Raw genomic sequence first — 26559 nt, 5'->3', positions numbered from 1 at the left:
CGCGCTTTTTACGCGCACTTTGCCGCACCCTCCCGCACACTATGCATGCCGCTTAAGAAGCGGCATGCATCAGGCGTTTTACTGCTTCGCCGACGCCGCCAGTTGCTTCCACGTCTCGATGATCGAGTCGGGGTTCAGCGAGATCGACGCGATGCCTTCGTCCGTCAGCCATTGCGCGAAGTCCGGGTGATCCGAAGGACCCTGGCCGCAAATGCCGACGTACTTATTCAGGCGCAGGCAGGTTTCGATCGCGCGCTGCAGCAGGAACTTGACGGCCGGGTCGCGTTCGTCGAAATCGACGGCCAGCAGTTCCATACCCGAGTCGCGGTCGAGGCCCAGCGTGAGTTGCGTCAGGTCGTTCGAACCGATCGAGAAACCGTCGAAGAATTGCAGGAATTCTTCGGCGAGAATCGCGTTCGACGGCACTTCGCACATCATGATCAGGCGCAGGCCCTTTTCACCGCGCTTCAGCCCGAACTTGCCGAGCAACCCAATCACGCGTTCCGCCTGCTTCAGCGTGCGCACGAACGGCACCATGATCTCGACGTTGTCGAGACCCATCTCTTCGCGCACCTTCTTCAGCGCGATGCATTCCATCTGGAACGCTTCGGCGAAGTCGTCGGCGATGTAGCGCGACGCGCCACGGAAACCCAGCATCGGGTTTTCTTCGTCCGGCTCGTAGCGCGAACCGCCGATCAGCTTCTTGTACTCGTTGGACTTGAAGTCCGACAGACGCACGATCACGGGCTTCGGATAGAACGCTGCGGCAATCGTCGCGATCCCTTCGGTCAGCTTGTCGACGTAGAACGCACGCGGCGACGCATGACCGCGCGCGACGCTTTCCACGGCCTTTTTCAGGTCTTGGTCGATGTTCGGGTACTCGAGAATCGCCTTCGGGTGCACGCCGATGTTGTTATTGATGATGAACTCTAGCCGCGCCAGACCCACACCTGCGTTCGGCAGTTGCGAAAAGTCGAAAGCCAGTTGCGGATTGCCGACGTTCATCATGATCTTCACCGGAATCGGCGGCAGCTCGCCGCGCTGCACTTCGGTGATTTCGGTTTCGAGCAGGCCGTCGTAGATCTTGCCTTCGTCGCCTTCCGCGCAGGAAACCGTGACCAGCGCGCCTTCCTTCAGCACGTCGGTCGCGTCGCCGCAACCGACCACCGCCGGCACGCCCAGCTCACGCGCGATAATGGCCGCGTGGCAGGTCCGGCCGCCACGATTCGTGACGATTGCGGACGCGCGCTTCATGACCGGCTCCCAGTTCGGGTCGGTCATGTCGGCGACCAGCACGTCGCCCGGTTGCACACGGTCCATTTCCGACGGATCGTGAATCACGCGCACCGGACCCGCGCCGATCTTCTGGCCGATCGCGCGGCCCGTGGCCAGCACGTTCGACTGACCTTTCAGCTTGAAGCGCTGCTCGGCCTTGCCCGCGGCCTGGCTCTTCACCGTTTCCGGGCGCGCCTGCAGAATGAAGATCTTGCCGTCGCGGCCGTCCTTGCCCCACTCGATGTCCATCGGACGCTCGTAGTGCTTTTCGATGATGACGGCGTATTTCGCGAGCTCGATCACGTCTTCGTCGGTGATCGAGAAACGGTTGCGCTGCTCGTGCGTCACGTCGACGGTTTTCACGCGGCCTTCTTCGCCCGCCTTGGTGAATTCCATCTTGATCAGCTTCGAGCCGATCGAGCGACGGATGATGGGGTACTTGCCCTGCGCGAGCGTGGTCTTGAAGACGTAGAACTCGTCCGGGTTCACGGCGCCCTGCACCACCGTTTCGCCCAGGCCGTAGCTCGACGTGATGAACACGGCATCCTTGAAGCCCGATTCGGTGTCCAGCGTGAACATCACGCCGGCCGCGCCGACGTCCGAGCGCACCATGCGCTGCACGCCCGCCGACAACGCGACTTCAGCATGCGTGAAGCCCTTGTGGACGCGATAGGAGATAGCGCGGTCGTTGTACAGCGACGCGAACACGTGCTTCATGCGATCGAGCACGTCTTCGACGCCGACCACGTTGAGATAGCTTTCCTGCTGACCCGCGAACGAGGCGTCCGGCAGGTCTTCCGCCGTTGCCGACGAACGCACGGCGAACGACAGCTCTTCAGGCGAGCTGTTTTGCAGGGTGTCGAAACCTGCGCGGATATCCGCTTCGAGCTGCGGCTGCATCGGCGCGTCGACGATCCACTGACGGATCTCCTTGCCTGCTTCGGCGAGCGCCTTCACGTCGTCGACGTCGAGCGTCTCGAGACGTTTGGCGATGCGTTCGGTCAGATTGTTGTGATTCAGGAAGTCACGGAATGCCAGCGCCGTGGTGGCGAAACCGGTGGGCACGCGCACGCCGGCTTCGGCGAGTTGACTGATCATCTCGCCCAACGACGCGTTCTTGCCACCGACAATTTCCACGTCGGTCATTCGCAACTGCTCGAACGGAACTACATACGCCTTGTCCTTTGCGACGGTAACTACGTTAGTCATACAAGCCCCTAAGTGTGAAAGAAATTCACGGCTGTGCAAGTGGGCTCGAACGCGAGACGCCCATTGGGAGCGTGCTTTCGCGTCTTGCACAACCTGTTGGAGAAGCAATCGCGGCACAGCTCGGCAAGCAGCCGCGGGCGGTAAAAAAGCGCCGCGGAGATGCCGCAAATGTGCAAATGGCCGGATGCGCGACGAAGAACGCGAATGGACGATTTTACCGATCAATCCACCACATTCACCGCACGTTACCGACCGAAGGCGACGCGTTGAACGACCGTTCACGGTAAGTTAGACGCCAATCGCCTGCAATTGCTTATCCAACAGGTTGCCGCTATTCTACCGTGCCGACTCTCAAAATGTGACTGTCGGACGAGAATTGCGCCTCGAAACGCGCGCCGGACCGGCCAGCGGGCCTTTGCGAGGCCCCACCGTCATCCGGACGCAATTGTGGTGCCCACGGCGCGCCGTGCCGATCCGCCGCACACACCGGTTAGCCACCGGGCAGCGAGATCCGCGCGGCGATGTTTTATTCGAGCGCTATTTTTCGCTCACGTTCCCCAGCCCCACTGATGCCGCCCACCGTATTCATCGTCTCCGACGGGACCGGGATCACTGCCGAAACCTTCGCGCATTCGATCCTTTCCCAGTTCGACCAGAAATTCCGTCTGGTTCGCGTGCCCTTCGTCGACTCGACGGAAAAAGCCTACGCCACGCTCGAAAAAATCAACGAGGCGATCGCGCAAGACGGCCGCCGTCCGATCGTGTTCACCACACTCGTGGACAGCGCGTCGAACCAGATCGTCAAAGGCTCGAACGCGTTGGTGCTGGACATGTTTCAGACCTTCGTCGAGCCGCTCGAACAGGAACTGGAACTGAAGTCGAGCCACGCCATGGGCCGTGGCCACCAGAACGCGGACACCGAGGAGTACAAGAACCGCATCGAGGCGATCAACTTTTCGCTCGCGCATGACGACGGTCAATCGAACCGCAATCTCGCCGACGCCGACGTGATTCTGGTCGGCGTGTCGCGCAGCGGCAAAACGCCGACCAGCCTGTATCTGGCCATGCAATACGGCGTCAAGGCAGCGAACTACCCGCTGATTCCCGAAGACTTCGAACGCGGCAAGCTGCCTACGCCCTTGCTCGCGCATCGTCAGAAGATGTTTGGGTTGTCGATCGACCCGCAGCGGCTTTCCGAGATTCGGAACGAGCGCCGGCCGGGCAGCAAGTACGCCGCGCCGGAAAACTGCCGTTACGAGATCAACGAAGCCGAAGCGATGATGCGGCGCGAAGGCGTCAAGTGGTTGTCGTCGACGCACAAGTCGATCGAAGAGATCGCGACGACGATCCTGCAGGAAATCAAGCTGGATCGGCAGGCTTATTGAGCGATTGGCCGAGACGCTGAAGCCCGTGGTCGACGTGGGTGCTTGATGCGGCCCACGCGAGCACCATCCTCAGGCGCGTCAGCGTCAGCGTTCGCTTCCGCGCTGCTGGCGGCATTGCTCGAACACGCAAACCGCTGCCGCAGCCGCCACATTGAGCGACTCCATGCCGCCCGGTTGGGGAATCGTCACCCGCATTGAAACGGCGTCGCGCCAGATCTGCGACACGCCCGCCCCCTCGTTGCCGAACACCCACGCGAGCGGTCCGCTCAGATTGCAGTCGTAGATCGCTTCGGCGCCGTGCGAATCCGTAATCACGATCGGCACCGCGAGGCGCTCAATCAGCGACGACGCTTCGACGTCCTCGTGAATCTGCAACAGGAAGTGCGCGCCCATGCCCGAGCGCAAGACTTTCGACGACCACGCGTACGCCGTGCCCGGCGCGCAGAACACCTGCTGAATGCCGGCCGCCGCCGCGCTGCGCAGAATTGAGCCGACGTTACCGGCGTCCTGCACGCCGTCGAGCACCAGACAGGTCTGCGCGACTTTGTCGGGCAGCGGCGGATCGAGCTTGTCGACCAGCAGCAGAATCCCCACGCCATGCAAGACGTTCGACAACTGCCCGAATAACGCATCCGGCAGCGTCACGACGCGATGTTCTTCGACGCGCGCGACGATCGCTCGCGCTTCGTCGTGGGCCAGCGCGCCGTCGGTGACCACGCATATTTCCGGCTGCCCGGCAACGTCGAGAAACGCGCTCGCGAGATGAAACCCTTCGAGCAGCGCCTGGCCGCCGCGACGCTGTTGATGCGTCGAGCCAGCCAATGCCTTGAGACGTTTGTAGAGCGGATTGTCCCGCGAGGTGATGGCTTTCACAGGCAGCGAAGACAGTGAGAATGAGGAAAGAATGAACGACGCGCCGTGGTGTCGCGCGCGGCGCTCACTGAAAATCAGATGCCGCTGCGTTCGCCGAAGGCGTCGTCGTCGATTATCGCGTCGGTCAGCGCGACGGGCACGACGACGATGTCACCCGCGGGCAGACGTGCGGCCGTGCCGAAGCGCAGATGCGCCTCGCGCACCGGCGCGAACGAGCGCCGATGATGCTCGCACGGCCCATGTTCGCGCAGCGCCGCGAGGTGTTGCGGCGTGCCGTAGCCGGCATGGGCGTTGAATCCGTACACCGGAAAGCGCTGATGCAATTCGAGCAGCATGCGGTCGCGTGTGACTTTAGCCAGAATCGACGCCGCCGAAATGCTTTTGACGAGCGCGTCGCCGCCGATCACCGCCTCGCTGCGCACGCTCAGCGTCGGGCAGCGATTCCCGTCGATCTTAACCAGCGTCGGCACGACGGCGAGACCTTCCACCGCGCGTTTCATGGCCAGCATGGTGGCGTGCAGGATATTCAGCGAATCGATTTCCTCGACGCTCGCCGACGCGATGCAGTACGCCAGCGCCCGGTCGACGATCTTGTCGTACAGTTCGTCGCGCTTTTTCGCGGTGAGCACCTTGGAATCGTCGAGGCCGCGAATCATTGGCTTCGACGGGTCGAAGATCACCGCCGCCGCGACCACCGGACCGGCCAGCGGGCCACGCCCGGCTTCGTCGACGCCGCAGACGATGTCGTCCGGCGTCTCGAAGTTCAGGCCGACCTGCTCCGCCGCGGCGCCTGCCACGGCCTTGCGACGCGGTGTGCGCGCATTGGTCACGGCCGCGCCTTACGTTTTTCGATGACGTTCGCCACGACTTCCGCCGCACGCTGCGCCGTATTCTGCTTCAGCACGTGATGCATCTCCGTGAAGATTTCCGTCAGCGTGCGCCGGTTGCCTTCGTCGCGCAACTGTTTCAGCGTGGCCTCGGCCAGCGCTTGCGGCGTGGCGAAATGCTGCAGGATTTCCGGCACGACGAAACGGCCCGCCAGAATATTCGGCAGACCCACGTACGGCAGATAGCCCTGGCGGCGCATGATCTGACCAGTCAACCAGGGCACCTTGTACGAGATCACCATCGGCTTTTTCAGCAGCGCGGCTTCCAGCGTGACGGTGCCGCTCTTCACGAGGATCGCGTCGGCCGCGGTCATGGCCAGTTGCGACTGGCCGTCGGTGATCGTCAGCGCGAGACCCGGATGCGAGTCGACCAGCGGCCGCAGCATCTCGCGCAAGGCCGGCGTGGCCGCCGGCATCACGAAGCGCACGCTGGGCTCCTGGTGTTGCATCATTTCCATCGCCGCGAAGAACGTCGGGCCGATCAGATCGATCTCCGAGCGCCGGCTGCCCGGCAGCACAGCGATGATCGGACCGTCTTCCGCGAGACCGAGCGCGCGGCGTGCGCCGAGCGTGTCGGGTACGAGCGGAATCTCGTCGGCCAGCGGATGCCCCACGTACGACGCCGCGACGCCCGCTTTCTCGAGCAGCGCGGTTTCGAACGGGAACACGCACAGCATGTGGTCGACCGCCTTGGCGATCTTCTTGATGCGCCCGCCGCGCCACGCCCAGATGGACGGACAGACGAAGTGAACGGTCGGAATGCCGGCGTCGCGCAACGCATGCTCGAGCCCGAAGTTGAAATCGGGCGCGTCCACGCCGACGAATACCGACGGCGGCTCCGCCAGCAGTTGGCGCTTCAGTTCGTTACGGACGGCGAGAATGCTGGGAATATGCCGCAGCGCTTCGACATAGCCGCGCACGGTCAGCTTGTCCATCGGCCAGTGGGCGTCGAAACCCGTGGCGATCATGCGCGGGCCGCCGATTCCGTAGTACTGCGTGCCGGCGGGCAGACGGCTCGCGAGACCGTCGAGCAGCGACGCCGCGAGCAGGTCGCCGGACGGTTCGCCGGCCACCATCGCGACGCGCAGCGGATTGGGTTGCAATGCCATCGGTTAGCGGATGATGCCGCGTTGCGACATTTCGATGAACGCGAGCAGCGTCTGCACGGGTTCGTCGCCGTCGCCGCCCGCGGAGGCCAGTTCGCGCAACTGCACCTTCGCTTCTTCAAGCGACAGGCCGTTCTTGTACAGCACGCGATAGGCCGAGCGCAGCGCCGAAATCGCATCCGGCGAGAAGCCGCGGCGGCGCAGCCCTTCGACGTTGATACCGTGCGGCTCCGCCTTGTTACCGGCGGCGATCACGAACGGCGGAATGTCCTGCACCAGCGCCGACGCACCGCCCAGCATGGAGTGCGCGCCGATGCGCACGAACTGATGCACGCCCGACATGCCGCCGACGATCGCATGGTCGCCGATCGTCACGTGGCCGGCCATCTGGGCGTTGCTGGACAGAATGACGTTATTGCCGACGTGGCAGTCGTGCCCGATGTGCACGTACGCCATGATCCAGTTGTCGTCGCCGAGTGTGGTGACGCCCGCGTCCTGCACCGTGCCGGTGTGGATCGTGGTGAATTCGCGGATCGTGTTGCGGTTGCCGATCACGAGCCGGGTCGGCTCGTCTTTGTACTTCATGTCCTGCGGACGGCCGCCGACCGATGCGTAGTGGCCGACCCGGTTGTCTTCGCCAAGCGTGGTGTGACCTTCGATCACGCTATGCGAGCCGACCGTGCTCCGTGCGCCGATCGTCACATGTGCACCGATCACGGCATACGGTCCGATTTCGACGGACTCGTCGACTTGTGCGCCCGGTTCGACGATCGCAGTGGGATGAATCCTGCTCATGCGTCCTCGCTTCTGATTCTGTTGCGTTGTCTGGATGGGCCCCGGCGACGCCGGCTTTGCCGGCATCGAGCCACGGGCTGACCGGACGCTGACTTAAGCGTCCTTGTCCGTGTGCCGCACCGCGCACATCAGGTCGGCTTCCGCCGCCACCACGCCATCCACTTCGGCGCGCGCCTTGAACTTCCAGATGCCACGCATATGACGTTCGAACGTGCAGTTCAGGATCAACTGATCGCCCGGTTCCACCACGCGCTTGAAGCGCGCATTGTCGATGCCGACGAACAGGTACAGCGTGTTCGACGGATCGCTCGGCTCTTCCGAAAACGTCAGCAGCGCCGCGGTTTGGGCCAGCGCTTCGAGGATCAGCACGCCGGGCATGACCGGACGGGTCGGGAAATGCCCCTGGAAATACGGCTCGTTGATCGACACGTTCTTCAACGCTTTGATGCGCTTGTGCGGCTCAAGTTCGAGCACCCGATCAACCAGCAGGATCGGGTAGCGATGTGGCAGCAGCGTGAGAATCTTATGAATGTCGAGATTGATTTTTTCGGTGCTCATGGTGTTTCTGCTCACGCATTGACTGCGCGATGATGACTGCGAATGCTGGTGCAGGTGGGTTGGTAACGCGTGCTGCCGGCGCTCGCCCTGACCCGGCGGCCGTGCCACCCGGTCACGGCAACCGACGTTGCTTCTGATGCTAGCCCGCCATTTTACGCGGTGCCGGCCAGCCGCCCGGCGAATTACTTCGCGGGCTCAGCCTTACTCGCTTGCGGAATGACTTGCTGCCGGGTTATCCGTTGCATTCGACGATGCGTTCGCCGTAGTGTTTGCAACAGCCGCCGGCTGGCCGCTCGCGGCGTTCTCGAGCGCCTTGATACGGTCGCGCAGTTTGCCGATATTGCGCAGCAACGCCGCGCTTTTGTTCCAGTCGGCGTGATTCACGGCCGGAAACGCGCTGGTGTACATGCCGGGCTTCGACAACGACTTCGATACACCGGACTGCGCAGTGACGATCACGTAATCGGCGAGCGTCACATGGCCGGCGATACCGACCGCGCCGCCGATCATGCAATGACGGCCGATCGTCGTGCTGCCCGCAATGCCCGCGCAACCGGCGATCACCGTGTACGCGCCAACCTTGCAGTTATGGCCGATCTGCACGAGGTTGTCGATCTTCACGCACTCTTCGATGATCGTGTCGGCCATCGCGCCACGGTCGATCGTAGTGTTCGCACCGATCTCGACGTCGTTCGCGATCGACACACCGCCGACCTGCGGAATCTTGACCCAGCTACCGGTACGCGCCTCGCCTTCGCCGACAAAATCAGACGCGAAGCCGAAACCGTCCGAGCCGATCACGGCGCCCGCATGCACGATCACGCGCTCACCGAGCTTGCAGCCGTGGTACACCACTACGTTCGGGTACAGCTGCGAACCGGCGCCGATCCGCGTGCCACGGCCGATCACCACATTGGCGCCGAGCCGCACGTTCTCGCCGATCACCGCGCCGGCTTCCACCGTGACGTGCGGGCCGATCACCGCGCTCGCGGCAATCTGCGCGGACGGATCGATCGTGGCGCTCGGATGCACACCCGGCGCAACCTTGGGCGCCGCGAGGTCGATGAAGGTCTGCGCGACGCGCGCGAAGTAAGCGTAAGGATTCGGCGTGACGATGAAGTTACGGCTTTTGCCGGGAGCCAGCCTGGCGAGATCGGCGGCATTGATCAACACCGCGCCCGCGCGGGTCGTCTCGACCTGCGACAGGTATTTCGGATTGGCGAGGAACGCCAGTTGGTCGGGACCGGCCTGGTCGAGCGGTGCGAGACTACCGACGCGCTGCGAACCGTTTCCGACGACTTCACCGCCGAACCGTTGGACGATGTCCTCAAGCGTAAATGCCATGCCTATCCAGTCTCCTGCAGTTCAGTCCAACTTGTCAGTTCTAAGTCTTTGCTGCCACCGGGCAATGATCGTGCGCGACGTAGGAAAACTACCCACTCGCGAGCCAACGCCCGGCGCTTGCGCCTTCAATTGCCCGACGCGGCCAGCGCCTTGAGCACCTGGTCCGTGATATCGATGCGCGGGCTGACATACACCGCTTCCTGAACGATCAGGTCGTAGTGCTGCTGCTCGGCGATCTGCTTGATTACCTTGTTCGCGCGGTCAAGCACGGCCGCCAGTTCTTCGTTACGGCGCTGGTTCAGATCTTCGCGAAATTCGCGCTGCTTGCGCTGGAAGTCCGTGTCCAGTTGCGACAGATCGCGCTGCTTTTGCGCCCGATCGGCCACCGACATCGACGCACCGTTCTTGTCGAGCGAATCCGACAGGGTCTTCAGCTTCTGCGCCATGTCCGCGAGATCCTTGTCGCGCTTGGCGAACTCGGCTTCAAGCTTGACCTGCGCGGCCTTCGCGGCAGCGGATTCCCGCAGGATCCGGTCGGAGTTCACTGCGGCGATCCGGGCTTCCTGCGCGTGCGCTACCCCGACACCCAAGGTCATTGCCAGCGCCAGCGCGCATGCCACACGTTTCGAAAACATACCGGTTAGCAAAGTCATCCTCTCGATTCTGTAATTAGGCCAGCCGCCCACCGCCGGGGTGGGCCGCTGCCGATCGCGCGCAGCGGCAACACCCGTGGCGGGATCGCGCCGCCCGATCAGAATGCCGTCCCGATCTGGAACTGGAATTTCTGATACTGGTCGCCGGTGTGCTTCGTGAGCGGGAAGCCCAAGCTGAGCTTGAGCGGACCGATCGGCGAAATCCACGCGAGACCGACACCATAGCCATAACGCAGGCCGTTCGCACCGGTCGACGTTGCGGCGCTGCTCGCGTCGGCCCAGACGTTACCCGCGTCGAGGAACGTGAACACACGCAGCGTGCGGTCGTAGCCCGTACCCGGCAGCGGGAACGTCAACTCGATATTGCCGACCAGCAGCTTCGAGCCGCCGATCGGGTCGCCCGTGGTGGCGTCGCGCGGACCCAGCGAGCTCGGCTCGTAGCCCCGCACCGACCCGATACCGCCGGCGTAGTAGTTCTTGAAAATCGGATAAGGCTTGCCGCCGAGGCCGTTACCGTAACCGCCCTGGAAGTTGAAGCCCAGCACGAAGCCGCGCGCAAACGAGTAATAGTACTGCGCGTTGATGTCGGCCTTGTAGTACTGGGTGCCACCGATCGGCGTGCCGTACTCGGCGTTGGCCTGCGTGAAGTAACCGCGGCTCGGCACAAGCGCGCTGTCACGCGCGTCGCGCGACCAGCCCACCGTGATCGGCACGTTGTTCGAGACACGGCCGAAGTCCTGCACGTACTGCTTGTACGAAGCCGGCGTGTTCGCGTCGATGTCCAGCTGGTTCTGCTCGAGACCGGCGCCGAAGTAGACCGTGTCCACTTCCGAGAACGGGATACCGAATTTCAGATCGCCACCCACGGTCACGATCTTGAAGCTCGAGTCCGTCGAGTAGTACAGCGGCTGGTACGTACGGTAGTAGACGTCGGTAATCCGCTTGATGCCGTCGACCGTAAAGTACGGGTCGACCTGCGTGACCGTCAGCGTCCGGTAGGTCTTCGCGGTATTCACGTTCACCGACAGGCTGGTGCCCGAACCGAACACGTTGTCTTGCGACACACCGGCCGACAGCACCACCTTGTCGGTCGACGAGAACCCCGCGCCCAGCGTGATCGCGCCGGTCGGCTTTTCGGCCACCTTGACGTCGACGTCAACCTGGTCGGGCGTGCCTTCGACCGGCACCGTGGTGACGTCCACGTCCGTGAAGTAGCCGAGACGGTTGATCCGGTCTTTCGACAGCGCAAGGCGGTTCGAGTCGAACCACGAGCTTTCGAGCTGGCGCATTTCGCGGCGCACCACTTCGTCGCGGGTACGCGTGTTACCGACCACGTTGATGCGGCGCACGTAGACACGGCGGCTCGGATCCACTTGCAGCGTCAGGTCGACCTTGTGGTTGGCCTGGTCGATCTGCGGCTGCGCGTTGACGGTTGCGAACGCATAGCCGTATTCGCCGAGCTTGTCGACGATCGCCTTGGTGGTGGCTTGCAGCTTTTCAGCCGAGAAGCGGTCACCCGGTTTGATCTTGATCAGCTTGGTCAGCTCCGGCTCGCGGTCGAGCAGGTTGCCGGCGAGCTTGATGCTCGAAATCGAGTACGGCTCGCCTTCATGCAGCGTGACCGTCAGATACATGTCCTTCTTGTCCGGCGAAATCGACACCTGGGTGGAGTCGATGCTGAACTCGAGGTAACCGCGATTCAGGTAATACGAGCGGACGTTTTCGAGGTCGCCGGTGAGCTTGTCTTTCGCGTACAGGTCGTTCTTCGTGTACCACGAGAACCAGTTCGGCGTGGACAGCTGCATTTCGTCGCGCAGCGTACCGGTGCTGAACGCCTTGTTGCCGATGAAGTTGATCTGACGGATCTTCGCACTCGGACCTTCGCCCACCGAGAACAGCACCGCGACGCGGTTGCGGTCGATCGGCGTGATCGTGGTGGTCACTTCGGCCGCGTAGTAGCCGCGCGTCAGGTACTGACGCTTCAGCTCCTGCTCGGCCTTGTCGACGAGTGCCTTGTCGTAGTAACGACCCTGCGACAAACCGACCGCGCGCAACGCCTTGGTCAGGTTGTCCTTGTCGAATTCATGGATGCCGGAGAAGTCGATCGTGCCGATGGCCGGACGCTCCAGCACCTGCACGATGACGACGTTGCCTTCGGTCGCGATCTTGACGTCGTTGAAGAAGCCCGTGGCATACAGTGCGCGAATGGCTTCCGATGCCTTGTCGTCGCTGAAGGTGTCGCCCTGCTTGATAGGCAGGTAGGCGAACACGGTACCAGGTTCGACGCGTTGCAATCCCTCGATCCGGATGTCTTGCACCACGAAGGGCGTCGTTGCGTGAGCAACCAGCCCATGCGCGGCAAACGCCGCGGCTATAACCGTCTTTGGAACAAAGCGATGAGGTTTAAACAACGTGCTTCCCCAGTGTGTATAGCTGCATCAGGTCAGACGGTCGCCATCGTGAACGCCGCCGGACACTTTAAAAATGGATTAAACGAGCCAGATCGTTGAACAGCGCAATCGCCGACAATGCGACGATGCAGGCGAGACCCGCCCTCTGAAAAACGAGTTGCCAGCGATCGGAGACAACTTTGCCGGTTACAGCTTCAACCAAATAATATAACAGATGACCCCCGTCCAATACCGGAATTGGTAACAGGTTCAGTACACCGAGGCTAATACTGACAAGGGCCAGGAACGACAGGAATGCAGAAGGACCTAGACGTGCGCTCTTTCCTGCGTAATCCGCGATCGTCACCGGGCCGGAAAGATTTTTCAGCGAAGCCTCGCCAACTATCATCCGACCGAACATTCGCACCGAATACACCGCGAGATCCCACGTACGACGCGCACCGAGTTGCAGGCTCTCGACGGGCCCGTAGCGCACGTCGATGGACGGCACCTGGGTCGCCAGCTCAGCGCCGATGCGGCCGACCTGCTGGCCGGTGGCGTCGTCGCGCTGCGACTGCGGCACGAGGCTGATGGCTTCGAGCTTGCCTGCGGTCTGCCCCGCTGGCCCGCCGCGTTCCACTTGCAGCGTGACCGGCTTACCGGCGTGCGATTTTACATAAGCGATGAAGGCCGTGGCGTTATCGGTCGGAATACCGTCGACCGCGCGCAGGCGATCGCCCGCGGCAAGCCCGGCTTTTTGCGCGGCGCTGCCAGGCTGCACGCCGGCCACGGTCAGCTTGCCGCCGCCCGGTTCGAAGCCGAGGCGCGACATGAAATCGTCGTCGACATCTTTTTCGCTGAGACCGCGCAGGTCGAGCTGGAAATCGGACGTACCATGCGCGTCTTTCGCGCTCAACACCACGCGTTTGTGATCGAATGCCGCGCCCAGCAGCTTCCAGCGCAGGTCGGACCACGAACGCACCCGCTCGGACTCGCCGGCATTTCCGGTGCGCACCGCGACGATGGTTTCGCCGCCGTCGAAGCCGGCCACGGCTGCCGGCGTGTTCGGCGCGGGCGCCGCGACCACGGCCGCCGGCTCTGTCACGCCGGTGGCGAACACCAGCGCGAACAATACGATCGCCAGCAGGAAGTTAGCGATCGGGCCGGCCGCGACGATCGCAAAACGACGCCACACCGACTTGCGGTTGAACGCCTGCGGCAGCAAGTCGGCGGGAATCGGCGCACCGCTGGTTTCGCGCTCGTCGAGCATCTTCACGTAGCCGCCGAGCGGCAACGCGGCAATGGTCCACTCGGTGCCCGTTTTCGGACTCACCCACTGGAACAGCGGCTTGCCGAAGCCGATCGAAAAGCGCAGCACCCTGACGCCGCACAAACGTGCCACGCTGTAATGCCCGTACTCGTGAACGACCACGAGTACGCCAATCGCGACCGCGAAGGCGAGCAGTTCGATCAGCAGGTTCATAAGCGCCTCACTGGACGGCGCGTTCCGTGCGACGGGCGTTGTCGGGCAGACGCGCGATGAATTCGGCCGCGGCGCGACGCGCGGCGGCATCCGCTTCGATCACGTCGTCGAGCGCATGGGCGCTGCCGTTCGGCAACGCGTTCAGCACCGAGTCGACCACCTGGGCAATCGCCATGAAACCGATCTGGCGCTGCAGGAAGGCTTCCACCGCGACTTCGTTCGCGGCGTTCAGCGCGGCACTGGCCAGACCACCTTCGGCCAGCGCCTTCATGGCGAGCGCGAGGCACGGAAAGCGCGTGTAGTCCGGCTTTTCGAACGCCAGCGACGCGACCTGCAGCAGGTCGAGTTGCCCGACGCCGGAATCGATACGATCCGGAAATGCCAGCGCATGGGCGATCGGCGTACGCATATCCGGATTGCCGAGTTGCGCGAGCACCGAGCCGTCGGCGTACGAGACCATCGAATGAATCACGCTCTGCGGATGAATCAGCACCTCGATGCGCTCGCCCGGCAGACCGAACAGCCAATGAGCCTCGATCACCTCGAGGCCCTTGTTCATCATCGTGGCGGAGTCGACCGAGATCTTGCGGCCCATCACCCAGTTCGGATGCTTGCAGGCTTCGTCAGGCGTGACGTCGACGAGCGTGGCCGGTTCGCGGGTACGGAACGGGCCACCCGACGCGGTCAGAATGATTTTGGACACGCCGCCGTGCTGCGCCGCTTCGCGCGGCAGGCATTGGAAAATCGCGTTGTGTTCGCTGTCGACCGGCAGCAGCACGGCGCCATGGTCGCGCACCGCGTCCATGAAGATCGCACCGGACATGACCAGCGCTTCCTTGTTGGCGAGCAGGATGCGTTTGCCGGCGCGCGCCGCAGCGAGCGTGGGCGCAAGGCCGGCGGCGCCGACGATGGCCGCGACCACAGTGTCGCAAGCGTCGCTTTTCGACACGTCGACGAGCGCTTGCGGTCCATACGTAACCTCGGTCTTGCTGCCCGCTTCGCGCAGCTTCGCCGCGACTTGCGCGGCCGTGTCGGCGTCGCCGACGACAGCGATTTCCGGCGCAAAGCGCAGGCATTGCGCGACGAGCTTGTCGCCGTTGCGATGCGCGGTGAGCGCGTAGACCGAAAAGCGCTCGGGATGACGCGCGACGACGTCGAGCGTGCTGTCTCCAATCGAGCCCGTGGAACCGAGCAATGTCAGACGTTTTTGCATATCTCTTTCTCTAGCCGAGCAGCAGCATGGCAAGCGGCAGCACCGGCAATAAGGCGTCGATGCGATCGAGCACGCCGCCGTGCCCCGGCAACAGGCCGCTTGAATCCTTGACGCCGGCCTGGCGTTTCATCATCGATTCGAACAGGTCGCCCACCACGCTGAATGCCACCAGCAAGGTCAGTGCGAGCAGTGTGCGCACGGCGCCCCATTGCGCCAGCAGCGAAGAATACAGGGTCGGCTCGAACGCGTGCAAAAAGACCGCCGCCGCCGCGACGAGCATCACGACCAACCAGCCGCCGATCGCGCCCTCCCAGGTTTTACCCGGGCTGATGGCAGGCGCCAGCTTGTGTTTGCCGAACGCTTTTCCGGAGAAGTATGCGCCGATATCGGCCAGCCACACCAGGAGCAGCAGCGACAGGACGAACGGCACGCCCTGCATGCGTGCAGCGACGAGAGCATGCCAGCACGCGACGAATACCACAATGCCGGCAAGAAACAGAAAGTTACGCCACGCGCCCTGAGCGAGCGTGGGCTTGCGCAGCAGCACGAACGGACCGGCGACCACCCAGAAGATTGCCGCCGCCTTGAACAGCGAACGGGCCTCGGCAATGCCGGTGCCGAGCCGCGTGCTCGCGACTAACGCGACCGCGGCCACCAGCGCATAGACGACCGGACCGGCGCCGCCCAGCTTGAGCAGACGCGCCCATTCCCACGCAGCGAACACGACGACGAAAGCGATCAGCGCGCCGAACGCGCCCACCGGCGCGAACAACGTGACCGGCAGGAACACTGCCAGCAGGATGATCGCCGTGATGACACGGGTTTTTAGCATGGAAGCGAATCGACGTTTTGCGATTGCGGCTCGAGTTGAGCACTGGTGCGCCCGAAACGGCGCTCGCGCTCCGCGTACGAAGCGATGGCGTGGCCGAGCGCGTCGGCGTCGAAATCCGGCCAGAACGTGTCGGTGAAGTAGAACTCGGTGTACGCGAGCTGCCACAGCAGGAAGTTGCTGACACGGCGCTCGCCGCCGGTGCGGATGAACAGGTCCGGCTCCGGCGCGTAAGCCATGGACAGGTGCTCGGCGAACGAATCTTCGTTGACCTCGACCGCCTTGCCCGCCAACGCCGATTGTTCGGCGAGCTTGCGGGCGGCCTGCATGATGTCCCAGCGGCCGCCGTAATTGGCGGCGATGGTCAAGGTCAGACGGGTATTGCGCGCGGTTTTGCTTTCCGCGCGCTTGATCAGGTCGCGGATGCGCGTATCGAAGCGGGACAGATCGCCGACCACCCGCAAACGGATGCCGTTCGCGTGCAGCTTGCCGATTTCCCGCTCCAGTGCGGTGACGAACAGGCGCATCAGGAACGACACTTCGTCGTTCGGGCGGCGCCAGTTTTCCGAGCTGAACGCGAACAGCGTCAGATATTCGACGCCCTGACGCGCGCAGGCCTCGACGGCCGCGCGCACCGCGTCGACGCCGCGCGTATGGCCCGCCACGCGCGGCAGACGCCGCTGGGTGGCCCAACGGCCGTTGCCGTCCATGATGATCGCGATATGTCGCGGCACCGCGGCGACATCAGGCACGCGCACGGTTGAGCTGGTATAGGTCATGGCCGTCGGGACAATAACTGCAGATAAAGAAGTGGAAACCGTGAAAGTGCTGAGCCCTAAGGCTTACACCGTCATGATCTCGGCTTCTTTCGTCACGACGATCTTGTCGATTTCGGTGACGAACTTGTCCGTCAGCTTCTGAACGTCGTCACCAGCGCGACGCTCGTCGTCTTCCGAAATTTCCTTGTCTTTCACGAGCTTCTTGAGTTGCTCGTTGGCGTCGCGGCGCAGATTGCGCACGGCAACCTTGGCCGTTTCCGCTTCGCTCTTGACGACTTTGGTCAGTTCGCGGCGGCGTTCTTCGGTCAGCGCGGGCATCGGTACGCGGATCACATCGCCCTGGGTGGCCGGGTTCAGACCGAGGTCCGACTCGCGGATCGCCTTTTCGACGACCTGGACCATCTTCTTTTCCCACGGCTGCACGCCGATCGTGCGCGCGTCGATCAACGTCAGGTTCGCGACCTGCGAGATCGGCACCGGCGAACCGTAGTAATCGCACTGGATATGATCGAGCAGGCCCGTGTGCGCACGGCCCGTGCGGATCTTCGACAGGTCGTTCTTGAACGCGTCGATGGAACGCTGCATTTTTTGTTCAGCGCCCTTCCTGATATCAGCCACAGACATTTTTAAACCTCCGAACCTTCAAAACGGTGCGAGCCGGCCGGCGCGCGCGAGGCGGCGACCTGGGCTCGCGTTAAAGCCCACGTTATGTGAACGAGAGTTTACACGTGGACGAGGGTGCCCTCGTCCTCGCCTTGAACGATGCGCTTGAGCGCGCCCGGCTTGACGATCGAAAACACCCGGATCGGCAGCTTCTGGTCGCGGCACAGCGCGAACGCGGTCGCGTCCATGACCTGCAGATTGCGGCCGATGGCTTCGTCGAAGCTGATCGTGGTGTAACGCGTCGCGCTCGGGTCTTTCTTGGGGTCGGCCGAATAAACGCCGTCCACCTTGGTGGCTTTCAGCACCACTTCCGCGCCGACTTCCGCGCCACGCAGCGCGGCGGCGGTGTCGGTCGTGAAGAACGGGTTGCCGGTGCCGGCCGCGAAAATCACGACTTTGCCTTCCTCGAGCTGGCGAATCGCGCGGGGGCGGATGTACGGCTCGACCACCTGGTCCATGCGCAGCGCCGATTGCACGCGTGCCTCGATGCCGGCGTGACGCATGGCGTCCTGCAGCGCGAGCGCGTTCATCATGGTGGCCAGCATGCCCATGTAGTCGGCCGTGGCGCGGTCCATACCAGCCGCGCCGCCCGCGACGCCGCGGAAAATATTGCCACCGCCAATGACCACGGCCATCTGCGTTCCGAGACGGACCACTTCGGCCACGTCCGCCACCATTCTTTCGATGGTCGCGCGGTTGATGCCGAAGGCATCGTCGCCCATCAGAGCTTCACCGGAGAGTTTGAGCAGGACGCGTTTATAGGCAGTGGGCATAGGGGTATCCAGATCGCGCAGAACAGGGCAACAACAAGGGACTAATGTAGGGGTGAAATGCTGATTCGGGCAAGCACCGCCAAATTGACGAACCCTAGGGTCCGCCAGCGGCGGCTGCGTGGCGAGGGTCAACCCGCCCGCAGCCTTGCGGCGCTGCCGACCGCGGCAAAGTCTTGCTCCGCCGCGGGTCCAACGGTACTAGCTGAGGCTTGAACCAAGCTTATTGTTGCTTTGCAGCAGCGACCTGAGCAGCCACTTCAGCCGCGAAGTCGTCCTGCTTCTTCTCGATGCCTTCGCCGACCACGAACAGCGCGAACTTCTGCACGCTCGAGTTGCCCGCCTTCAGCATCTGTTCGATCGTCTGCTTGTCGTTCTTAACGAACGTCTGGTTCAGCAGCGACACTTCCTTCAGGTACTTCTGCACGCTGCCGTCGACCATCTTGGCGACGATTTCAGCCGGCTTGCCCGATTCGGCGGCCTTCTGTTCAGCAATGCTGCGTTCCTTGGCGATCAGGTCCGCCGGCACGTCGTCCGACGACAGCGACACCGGCTTCATTGCGGCGATGTGCATTGCCACGTCTTTGCCGATCTGCTCGTCTGCGCCGGTGTACTCGACCAGCACGCCGATACGCGTGCCGTGCAGGTACGCTGCCAGCTTGTTTGCCGTGTCGAAGCGCACGAAGCGGCGGATCGACAGGTTTTCACCGATCTTGCCGACCAGCGCCAGACGCACCGCGTCGACCGTCGAGCCTTCCAGCGGCAGCGCGCCCAGTGCGGCGACGTCAGCCGGGTTTTGCGTGGCGATCAGTTCCGCGACCGTCTTCGAGAAAGCCAGGAAGTCGTCGTTCTTCGAAACGAAGTCGGTTTCGCAGTTCAATTCGACCAGCGAACCCGCGTTGCCGCCGATGAACGAAGCAACCACGCCTTCAGCCGTAACGCGCGATGCAGCCTTGCTCGCCTTGTTGCCCAGCTTCACACGCAGCAGCTCTTCAGCGCGCGCCATGTCGCCGTCGGCTTCCGTCAGCGCTTTCTTGCATTCCATCATCGGCGCGTCGGTCTTTGCGCGCAGTTCTGCAACCATGCTTGCGGTAATTGCCGCCATCATTTGCTCCTTGAGTTCCGTCTGTCACACGCCGCCCGGACTTCGATGCCGGCGGCAAGAATTCGTTTCAGCGTTTCACGTACTTTTTTACGCAACCACACTTCGGCACTGCTCGGGCGCTGTTTGCGGCGCCCTACTACATCTGTCGCGGCTTAAAAAAAGGGGGCCTGTAGAAAGCCCCCTTTTTTGCCGGACACGGGGCAGCTTTACGCTTCCGCGTTGACCTCGACGAACTCGTCGCCGTCGCCGCCACGTGCAGCTTGCACCACTTCGTTGACCGCGTTGGCACGGCCTTCGAGGATCGCGTCAGCCACGCCAGCCGTGTACAGAGCGACAGCCTTCGAAGCGTCGTCGTTACCCGGGATCACGTAGTCGATGCCTTCCGGCGAGTGGTTCGTGTCGACCACGGCGATAACCGGAATGCCGAGCTTGTTAGCTTCGGTCACGGCAATCTTGTGGTAGCCGACGTCGACCACGAAGATCGCGTCCGGAATGCCGCCCATGTCCTTCACGCCGCCGATCGACTTGACCAGCTTAGCCATTTCGCGTTCGAACAGCAGAGCTTCTTTCTTGCTCATGCGTTCGGTTTCGCCGGCTTCCAGCGCTGCTTCCATGTCTTTCAGGCGCTTGATCGAAACCTTCAGCGTCTTGAAGTTGGTCAGCATGCCGCCGAGCCAGCGTGCGTTGACGAACGGCATACCTGCGCGTTGCGCTTCTTCAGCGATCGTGTCGCGCGATTGACGCTTCGTGCCGACGAACAGGATCGTGCCGCGATTCGCTGCCAGTTGACGCGCGTACTTCAGCGCGTCGTTGTACATCGGCAGCGTCTTTTCGAGGTTGATGATGTGAATCTTGTTGCGATGACCGAAAATGAAGGGAGCCATCTTCGGGTTCCAGAAGCGCGTTTGGTGACCGAAGTGGACACCGGCTTCCAGCATTTGACGCATGGTAACTGCCATGAAAATCTCCGCGAGGGTTGGGTCTTAAGCCGGCTGCCGTATCGGCCGCGCTCGCCTTCAATTTGGCGTAACGCGACGGACACCCTGGGTGCGCCGGCTTGCGAGTCTGCCGCCTTACACTACTCAACCCCACGACACAGGCAACGAACGCCGTGGGAAGCTGCTCCCGCCGTCTTTTTGACCATTTCAGCCCGACTTGAACTGATACCGGACAATAAAACCAAGACAGAGAGCGACTTAGCCAAAGATTATAGCACGCGACTATTGCATCACTCAACCCGCACGGTAGCTCCTGCCAGCCATTGCCGGGTTGCACCTGCGGGCGCGTGTTGAATCTTCATTGACGCCGGGCCAGCGGCCCGGCGGCGCGCCAGGGCCGCAAAACCCTGCGGCAGCCGGGATATGGTGCGATAATCTCACGATAAATCGCAATTCAGGCCCGACTCATGGCTATTACGCTCAAAAACGAACACGATATCGCGCAAATGCGCGTCGCCTGCAAACTGGCGAGCGAAGTGCTCGACTACATCACGCCGTTCGTTGCCGCCGGCATCACGACCGGCGAACTCGACCGCCTCTGCCACGAATACATGCTGAAGGAACAGGGCACCGTGCCCGCGCCGCTGAATTATCAGCCGCCCGGCTACCCGCCCTACCCGAAAGCGACCTGCATTTCCGTCAACGACGTGATCTGCCATGGCATTCCCGGCGAAAAAACGCTGAAGAACGGCGACGCGCTGAATATCGACGTCACCGTTATCAAAGAAGGCTATTTTGGCGACACGAGCCGCATGTTCATCGTCGGCGAAGGTTCGATCATGGCCAAACGGCTGGTTCAGACCACCTTCGAATGCATGTGGCTCGGCATCGACCAAGTGCGCCCCGGCGCGCATCTCGGCGACATCGGCTATGCGATCCAGAAGCACGCCGAAGCGCAAGGCTACAGCGTGGTGCGCGAATATTGCGGCCACGGGATCGGCACGGTTTTCCACGAAGATCCGCAGATTCTGCATTACGGCCGTCCGGGCACCGGGCTCGAACTGCAGGCTGGCATGATCTTCACGATCGAGCCGATGATCAACGCCGGCCGTCGCGATATCCGCACCATGCCCGACCAGTGGACCGTCAAGACCAAAGACCGCAGCCTGTCGGCGCAGTGGGAACACACCGTGCTCGTCACGGAATCCGGCTACGACGTGCTGACCGTTTCCGCCGGCACGCCCGCGCGGCCGCCGGTGGTTGCGGCTACGGCCTGACCGACCTCCCGCCCACTGTCCGCGTGCCCGCCTGCCAATGAGTAGTGTTCCCGCCGTCGCCCCATCCCATGCCACGTCGCTCAAGGCGGACTACAAGGTGGCCAAAGCCCAGTTGCTGGAACGCTTCAAGACGGCCACCAACGTCGACGCGTTGATGGCGGCCTTGGCGCGCGCCACGGACAACTCGCTGCGCGCCGCCTGGGACACCTGCGAATTGCCGCCCGAGCTGGCTTTATTGGCGGTCGGCGGTTATGGGCGCGGCGAACTGGCGCCGCATTCGGACATCGACATTCTGGTGCTGCTGCCGGACGCGCCAATCGAGCATCTCGAAGCGCGTATCGAGCGCTTTATCAGCCTCGCGTGGGATCTGGGGCTTGAACTTGGCAGCAGTGTGCGCAGCGTGTCGCAGTGCCTCGAGGAAGCCGCCAACGACGTCACCGTGCGCACCTCGCTGCTCGAAGCGCGGCGCATTACGGGCAGCGCGCCGCTGTTCGACGATTTCGCGAAGCGTTACCGCGAAGCGCTCGATCCGAAGGCTTTCTTCCAGGCGAAAGTGCTGGAAATGCGTCAGCGCCACGCCAAGTTCCAGGACACGCCGTACGCGCTCGAACCCAACATCAAGGAAAGTCCGGGCGGCCTGCGCGATCTTCAGCTGATTCTGTGGATTACCCAGGCGGCCGGTTTCGGCAGCAGCTGGCGCGAACTCGAGGCGCGCGGCCTGATCACCGAACGCGAAGCGCGCGAACTGCGCCGCAACGAGGGCTTTCTGAAGGCGCTGCGCGCGCGGCTGCATGTCACTGCGGGGCGTCGGCAGGACATTCTGGTGTTCGATCTGCAAACGCCGGTGGCCGAAAGTTTCGGCTACAAGCCGACCGCCACCAAGCGCGCCAGCGAGCAGTTGATGCGACGCTATTACTGGTCCGCCAAAGCTGTCACGCAGCTCGCCACGATTCTGATCCAGAACATCGAAGCCCAGCTTTTCCCGAACACGAGCGGGATCACGCGGGTGCTGACGGACCTCTTCGTTGAAAAACAGGGCATGCTGGAAATCGCCAGCGACGACGTGTTCGAGCGCGAGCCGAACGCGATCCTCGAAGCGTTCCTGCTGTACGAATTGACGCCGGGCGTCAAAGGCCTGTCGGCGCGCACGCTGCGCGCGATCTACAACGCCCGCGACATCATGGATCAGCACTGGCGACGCGATCCGGAAAACCGCCGCCTCTTCATGGAAATCCTGAAGCAGCCGGCCGGCATCACGCACGCGTTGCGCCTGATGAACCAGACCAGCGTGCTCGGGCGTTATCTGCTGAATTTCCGGCGCATCGTCGGGCAGATGCAGCACGATCTGTATCACGTCTACACGGTCGATCAGCACATTTTGATGGTGCTGCGCAATCTGCGGCGCTTCGCGGTCGCCGAGCACGCGCACGAATACCCGTTCTGCAGCCAGTTGATCGCTAACTTCGACCGGCCGTGGGTGTTGTACGTGGCGGCGCTGTTTCACGACATCGCCAAGGGCCGCGGCGGCGATCACTCCACGCTCGGCATGGCCGACGCGCGGCGTTTTTGCCGCAGTCACGGCATCGAGGGCGACGACGGCGAACTGGTGGTCTGGATGGTGCAGCAGCATCTGACCATGAGTCAGGTCGCGCAGAAGCAGGACACCAGCGACCCGGAAGTGATCAAGCGCTTTGCCGAACTGGTAGGCACCGAGCGCCGCCTCACCGCGCTCTACCTGCTGACGGTGGCCGACATTCGCGGCACCAGCCCGAAAGTCTGGAATACGTGGAAAGGCAAGCTGCTCGAGGACCTGTACCGCGCCACGCTGGCCGTGCTCGGCGGCGCCCGGCCGGACGCGCATTCGGAACTGAAGTCACGCCAGGAGGAGGCGCTGGCGCTGCTGCGTCTCGAAACCGTGCCGGAAGGCGCGCAAAAGGCGTTGTGGGACAAGCTCGACATCGGCTATTTCCTGCGTCACGACGCGGCCGATATCGCGTGGCAAACCCGCGTGCTGTCGCGTCACGTCGAAACGCCCACACCCATCGTGCGGGCGCGGCCGTCACCGATCGGCGAGGCGCTGCAGGTGCTGGTGTATGTGAAGGATCAGCCCGATCTGTTCGCCGGGATTTGCGCGTATTTCGACCGCAACGGCCTGTCGGTGCTGGATGCGCGGGTTAGCACGACCCGTCACGGCTATGCGCTCGATAATTTCCTCGTCGCGCATACCGAAGAAGACGTGCATTATCGCGATATTGCCAATCTGGTCGAACAGGAACTGACCGCCCGTCTCACCGGCGACGGCACCCTGCTCCCCGGACCGTCGAAAGGCCGGTTGTCGCGGCTTTCGCGGACTTTCCCCGTGACGCCGCGCGTCGACCTTCGGGCCGACGAACGCGGCCAATATTACATCCTGTCCGTGTCGGCCAACGACCGGCCAGGCCTTCTTTATTCGATCGCGCGCGTGCTGGCCGAGCATCGGGTCGGCGTCGCTTCGGCGCGGATCAATACGCTCGGCGAACGCGTCGAAGACGTGTTCCTGCTGGATGGACACGGCCTGTCGGACAACCGCCTGCAAATTCAGGTCGAGACCGAACTGCTGCGCGCGATTGCAGTGTGAGATTTCATGCGACTCAAATTAACAGCCAAGCACCCGCGGCCGGCTTCGTCCGAACGCGCCCCTGTCCGTACCGGCAGCACGTCGGCGCGTAAGCCGACACGCCCGGCGGGACCGAAACCGTCGACGGCGGGTTTCAGCGGGGCGCACGGAGAAGGCGGCGGCGCGCCGAAGGGCGCCGGCGCGCGGCCGGCCGGCGGTAAGCCGGCGGGCGCGGGCACGCGCGCGCCGCGCGCTGAGGGGTCGTTCTCTCGCGAGCGGGATGCGGGTGGCGCAGGTCGCTCGTCGTCGGATCGGCCGCCGCGGCGCGAAGGCGCGGCGGACCGTGGCGAACGCGCACCGCGTAAGTTTGAAGGTGCGGGTGATCGTGGTGAGCGCGCGCCGCGTAAGTTTGAAGGCGGTGGTGATCGTGGTGATCGCGCCCCGCGTAAGTTTGAAGGCGCAGGTGATAGCGGCGAGCGCGCCCCGCGCAGCTTCGGCGATCGCCCCCCGCGTCGCGACGACGGCGAACGCCGCCCATTCAGCGGTGCTCGCCCGGGCGCAGGACGTCCGTCGGAAGGCGGCGACCGCGGCGCACGTGGCGACCGTCCGGTCCGCAACGATCGCGAAGGCGGAGATCGTCCGCGCTTCGGCGGCGAACGCGGCCCGCGCAGCGACAGCGCACCGCGTCGTTTCGAAAGCGCGGGTGATCGCGGCGAGCGCGCTCCGCGCAGCTTCGGCGATCGTCCCCCGCGTCGCGACGACGGCGAACGCCGCCCATTCAGCGGTGCTCGCCCGGGCGCAGGACGTCCGTCGGAAGGCGGCGACCGCGACCCACGTGGCGACCGTCCGGCGCGCAACGATCGCGAAGGCGGAGATCGTCCGCGCTTCGGCGGCGAACGCGGCCCGCGCAGCGACAGCGCACCGCGCCGTTTCGAAGGCGCAGGTGATCGCGGCGAGCGCGCCCCGCGCAGCTTCGGCGACCGCCCCCCGCGTCGTGACGACGGCGAACGCCGTCCGTTCAGCGGTGCACGTCCGGGCGCGGGGCGTCCGTCGGAAGGCGGCGACCGCGGCCCACGTGGCGACCGTCCCGTCCGCAACGATCGCGAAGGCGGAGATCGTCCGCGCTTCGGTGGCGAACGCGCCCCGCGCAGCTTCGGCGACCGTCCCCCGCGTCGTGACGACGGCGAACGCCGCCCATTCAGCGGTGCTCGCCCGGGCGCGGGACGTCCGTCGGAAGGCGGCGACCGCGGCCCACGTGGCGACCGTCCGGTCCGCAACGATCGCGAAGGCGGAGATCGTCCACGCTTCGGCGGCGAACGCGGCCCGCGCAGCGACAGCGCACCGCGTAAGTTTGAAGGCGCTGGTGATCGCGGCGAACGATCATTCACGAAACGCGAATTCGGCGACCGCCCGGCTCAAACCGGTGAGCGCACCGAACGTACCGGCCGCAGCGACCGCCCTGCCCGCAGCTTCGACAAAACGCTCCCGGCCGCCGGCCGCCGCTTCGGCGACGACCGTCCCGCGCGTGCCGACAAGCCGCGCGGCCCAGCGCCCGCGGCACGCGCCGAACGTGACGACGCCGACGCCGCTCCGCGCACCCCGCGTCGCGATTACGAGGACGCGCCGGGCACGCTGCGCCTGTCGAAACTGATGTCCGAGCTCGGCCTGTGCTCGCGCCGCGAAGCCGACGAGTGGATCGAAAAGGGCTGGGTGCTGGTGGACGGCGAGCGGATCGATACGCTCGGCACCAAGGTGCGTCCGGACCAGCGCATCGAGATCGATCCCGCCGCCGAAGCCGCGCAAGCAAGCCAGGTGACGGTGCTGATCCACAAGCCGGTAGGCCTGGTGTCGGGCCAGGCGGAAGACGGCTATCAGCCGGCCATCACGCTGGTCACGCCGGAAAATCGCTGGGCAGACGATCAGTCGGATATCCGTTTCTCGGTCTCGCATCTGCGCCAGTTGGCGCCAGCGGGCCGTCTGGACATCGATTCGACCGGCTTGCTGGTGCTGACGCAAGACGGCCGCGTCGCCAAGCAGCTGATCGGCGGCCATTCGGAGATCGATAAGGAATATCTGGTGCGCGTGGCATACGGCGAACATACCGTCGACGTCGAAAGCCACTTCCCGCCGGAAAGCCTTGAGCTGCTGTGTCACGGCCTGTCGCTCGACGACCAGCCGCTGAAGCCCGCGCAGGTGAACTGGCAGAACGGCGAGCAGCTGCGTTTCGTGCTGCGCGAAGGCAAGAAGCGTCAGATCCGTCGCATGTGCGAGCTGGTCGGCCTTGAAGTGATCGGCCTGAAGCGCGTGCGGATGGGTCGCGTCATGCTGGGCGCGCTGCCGCCGGGCCAATGGCGCTATCTGGCGGCGGACGAATCGTTCTGATAGTCCGCGGCGATGGTTGTTCGCCGCAGTCGGATTGCGATTGAACAAC

At 63.7% G+C, this 26559-nt stretch carries 22 protein-coding genes; 5 read left to right on the top strand and 17 right to left on the bottom strand.

Annotated elements, in window-relative coordinates; translation table 11 throughout:
- Positions 1–78 precede the first annotated feature (78 nt).
- Positions 79–2484, bottom strand: coding sequence for a phosphoenolpyruvate synthase (ppsA, locus tag B0G83_RS09540; RefSeq protein WP_105507163.1), 2406 nt, complete (start codon positions 2482–2484; stop codon positions 79–81).
- Between the two features lie 569 nt (positions 2485–3053).
- Between ppsA and B0G83_RS09535 the strand changes: the two genes are divergently transcribed.
- Positions 3054–3869, top strand: coding sequence for a pyruvate, water dikinase regulatory protein (locus B0G83_RS09535; RefSeq protein ID WP_035546174.1), 816 nt, complete (start codon positions 3054–3056; stop codon positions 3867–3869).
- An 84-nt stretch (positions 3870–3953) separates the two neighbouring features.
- Here B0G83_RS09535 and B0G83_RS09530 read toward each other — a convergent pair whose 3' ends face one another.
- From B0G83_RS09530 to rpsB, 16 genes are all read right to left on the bottom strand, one after another.
- Positions 3954–4742, bottom strand: a complete 789-nt coding sequence (locus tag B0G83_RS09530; protein WP_105507162.1) for an RNA methyltransferase — start codon at positions 4740–4742, stop codon at positions 3954–3956.
- 74 nt (positions 4743–4816) lie between these two features.
- Positions 4817–5572 carry a ribonuclease HII gene (gene rnhB, locus B0G83_RS09525; protein WP_105507161.1) on the bottom strand — a complete coding sequence of 252 codons (756 nt, stop codon included), beginning with the start codon at positions 5570–5572 and terminating at the stop codon, positions 4817–4819.
- Positions 5569–6738, bottom strand: coding sequence for a lipid-A-disaccharide synthase (gene lpxB, locus B0G83_RS09520; protein ID WP_105507160.1), 1170 nt, complete (start codon positions 6736–6738; stop codon positions 5569–5571). The genes rnhB and lpxB overlap by 4 nt, the downstream gene beginning before the upstream one ends.
- Before the next feature lie 3 nt (positions 6739–6741).
- A complete protein-coding gene (gene lpxA, locus B0G83_RS09515) occupies positions 6742–7530 on the bottom strand; it encodes an acyl-ACP--UDP-N-acetylglucosamine O-acyltransferase (RefSeq protein WP_105507159.1) in 789 nt (262 codons plus the stop codon).
- Positions 7531–7623: 93 nt separating this feature from the next.
- Complete coding sequence (gene fabZ / locus B0G83_RS09510) at positions 7624–8088, bottom strand: 3-hydroxyacyl-ACP dehydratase FabZ (RefSeq protein WP_035546182.1); 465 nt, start codon at positions 8086–8088, stop codon at positions 7624–7626.
- Between the two features lie 201 nt (positions 8089–8289).
- Positions 8290–9432 (bottom strand): UDP-3-O-(3-hydroxymyristoyl)glucosamine N-acyltransferase, encoded by a 1143-nt coding sequence (lpxD, locus tag B0G83_RS09505; RefSeq protein ID WP_105507158.1) that lies wholly within the window; start codon positions 9430–9432, stop codon positions 8290–8292.
- A 125-nt stretch (positions 9433–9557) separates the two neighbouring features.
- The gene (locus tag B0G83_RS09500) at positions 9558–10079 is read right to left on the bottom strand and encodes an OmpH family outer membrane protein (protein ID WP_176061444.1); all 522 of its coding nucleotides are present in this window, start codon (positions 10077–10079) and stop codon (positions 9558–9560) included.
- Between the two features lie 104 nt (positions 10080–10183).
- A complete protein-coding gene (gene bamA, locus B0G83_RS09495) occupies positions 10184–12496 on the bottom strand; it encodes an outer membrane protein assembly factor BamA (protein WP_105507157.1) in 2313 nt (770 codons plus the stop codon).
- Between the two features lie 67 nt (positions 12497–12563).
- Complete coding sequence (gene rseP / locus B0G83_RS09490) at positions 12564–13958, bottom strand: RIP metalloprotease RseP (RefSeq protein ID WP_105507222.1); 1395 nt, start codon at positions 13956–13958, stop codon at positions 12564–12566.
- A gap of 7 nt (positions 13959–13965) precedes the next feature.
- Positions 13966–15171 (bottom strand): 1-deoxy-D-xylulose-5-phosphate reductoisomerase, encoded by a 1206-nt coding sequence (locus B0G83_RS09485; protein ID WP_105507156.1) that lies wholly within the window; start codon positions 15169–15171, stop codon positions 13966–13968.
- A 10-nt stretch (positions 15172–15181) separates the two neighbouring features.
- Positions 15182–16003: a CDP-archaeol synthase gene (locus B0G83_RS09480; protein ID WP_105507155.1), complete on the bottom strand. Its 822-nt coding sequence runs from the start codon at positions 16001–16003 to the stop codon at positions 15182–15184.
- Entirely contained in the window at positions 15997–16779 is a 783-nt protein-coding gene (uppS, locus tag B0G83_RS09475; protein WP_105507154.1) for a polyprenyl diphosphate synthase, read from the bottom strand. Before uppS ends, B0G83_RS09480 begins: the two co-directional genes overlap by 7 nt.
- Positions 16780–16842: 63 nt before the next feature.
- Entirely contained in the window at positions 16843–17403 is a 561-nt protein-coding gene (gene frr / locus B0G83_RS09470; RefSeq protein WP_105507153.1) for a ribosome recycling factor, read from the bottom strand.
- A 98-nt stretch (positions 17404–17501) separates the two neighbouring features.
- The gene (pyrH, locus tag B0G83_RS09465; RefSeq protein ID WP_035546194.1) at positions 17502–18215 is read right to left on the bottom strand and encodes a UMP kinase; all 714 of its coding nucleotides are present in this window, start codon (positions 18213–18215) and stop codon (positions 17502–17504) included.
- A 220-nt stretch (positions 18216–18435) separates the two neighbouring features.
- On the bottom strand, positions 18436–19317 hold the full coding sequence (tsf, locus tag B0G83_RS09460) for a translation elongation factor Ts (protein WP_105507221.1): 882 nt from the start codon (positions 19315–19317) through the stop codon (positions 18436–18438).
- A gap of 206 nt (positions 19318–19523) precedes the next feature.
- Positions 19524–20276, bottom strand: a complete 753-nt coding sequence (gene rpsB, locus B0G83_RS09455) for a 30S ribosomal protein S2 (protein ID WP_105507152.1) — start codon at positions 20274–20276, stop codon at positions 19524–19526.
- 446 nt (positions 20277–20722) lie between these two features.
- On the opposite strand from rpsB, the gene map reads away from it, so the two are divergent.
- The 4 genes from map (at position 20723) to B0G83_RS39560 (ending at position 26510) form a co-directional block, all read left to right on the top strand.
- Positions 20723–21532 carry a type I methionyl aminopeptidase gene (gene map / locus B0G83_RS09450; protein WP_105507151.1) on the top strand — a complete coding sequence of 270 codons (810 nt, stop codon included), beginning with the start codon at positions 20723–20725 and terminating at the stop codon, positions 21530–21532.
- Positions 21533–21569: 37 nt separating this feature from the next.
- Positions 21570–24149, top strand: a complete 2580-nt coding sequence (locus B0G83_RS09445) for a [protein-PII] uridylyltransferase (protein ID WP_105507150.1) — start codon at positions 21570–21572, stop codon at positions 24147–24149.
- A 259-nt stretch (positions 24150–24408) separates the two neighbouring features.
- Positions 24409–25779, top strand: a complete 1371-nt coding sequence (locus tag B0G83_RS39565; protein WP_374954900.1) for a hypothetical protein — start codon at positions 24409–24411, stop codon at positions 25777–25779.
- A complete protein-coding gene (locus tag B0G83_RS39560) occupies positions 25779–26510 on the top strand; it encodes a pseudouridine synthase (protein ID WP_374954899.1) in 732 nt (243 codons plus the stop codon). Before B0G83_RS39565 ends, B0G83_RS39560 begins: the two co-directional genes overlap by 1 nt.
- Positions 26511–26559: the final 49 nt, after the last annotated feature.

It is taken from the genome of Paraburkholderia sp. BL21I4N1 (assembly GCF_002973525.1).
Classification (GTDB): domain Bacteria; phylum Pseudomonadota; class Gammaproteobacteria; order Burkholderiales; family Burkholderiaceae; genus Paraburkholderia.
The sequence above is the reverse complement of the archived record's forward strand: the minus strand, read 5'-3'. Positions and strand labels throughout refer to the sequence as shown.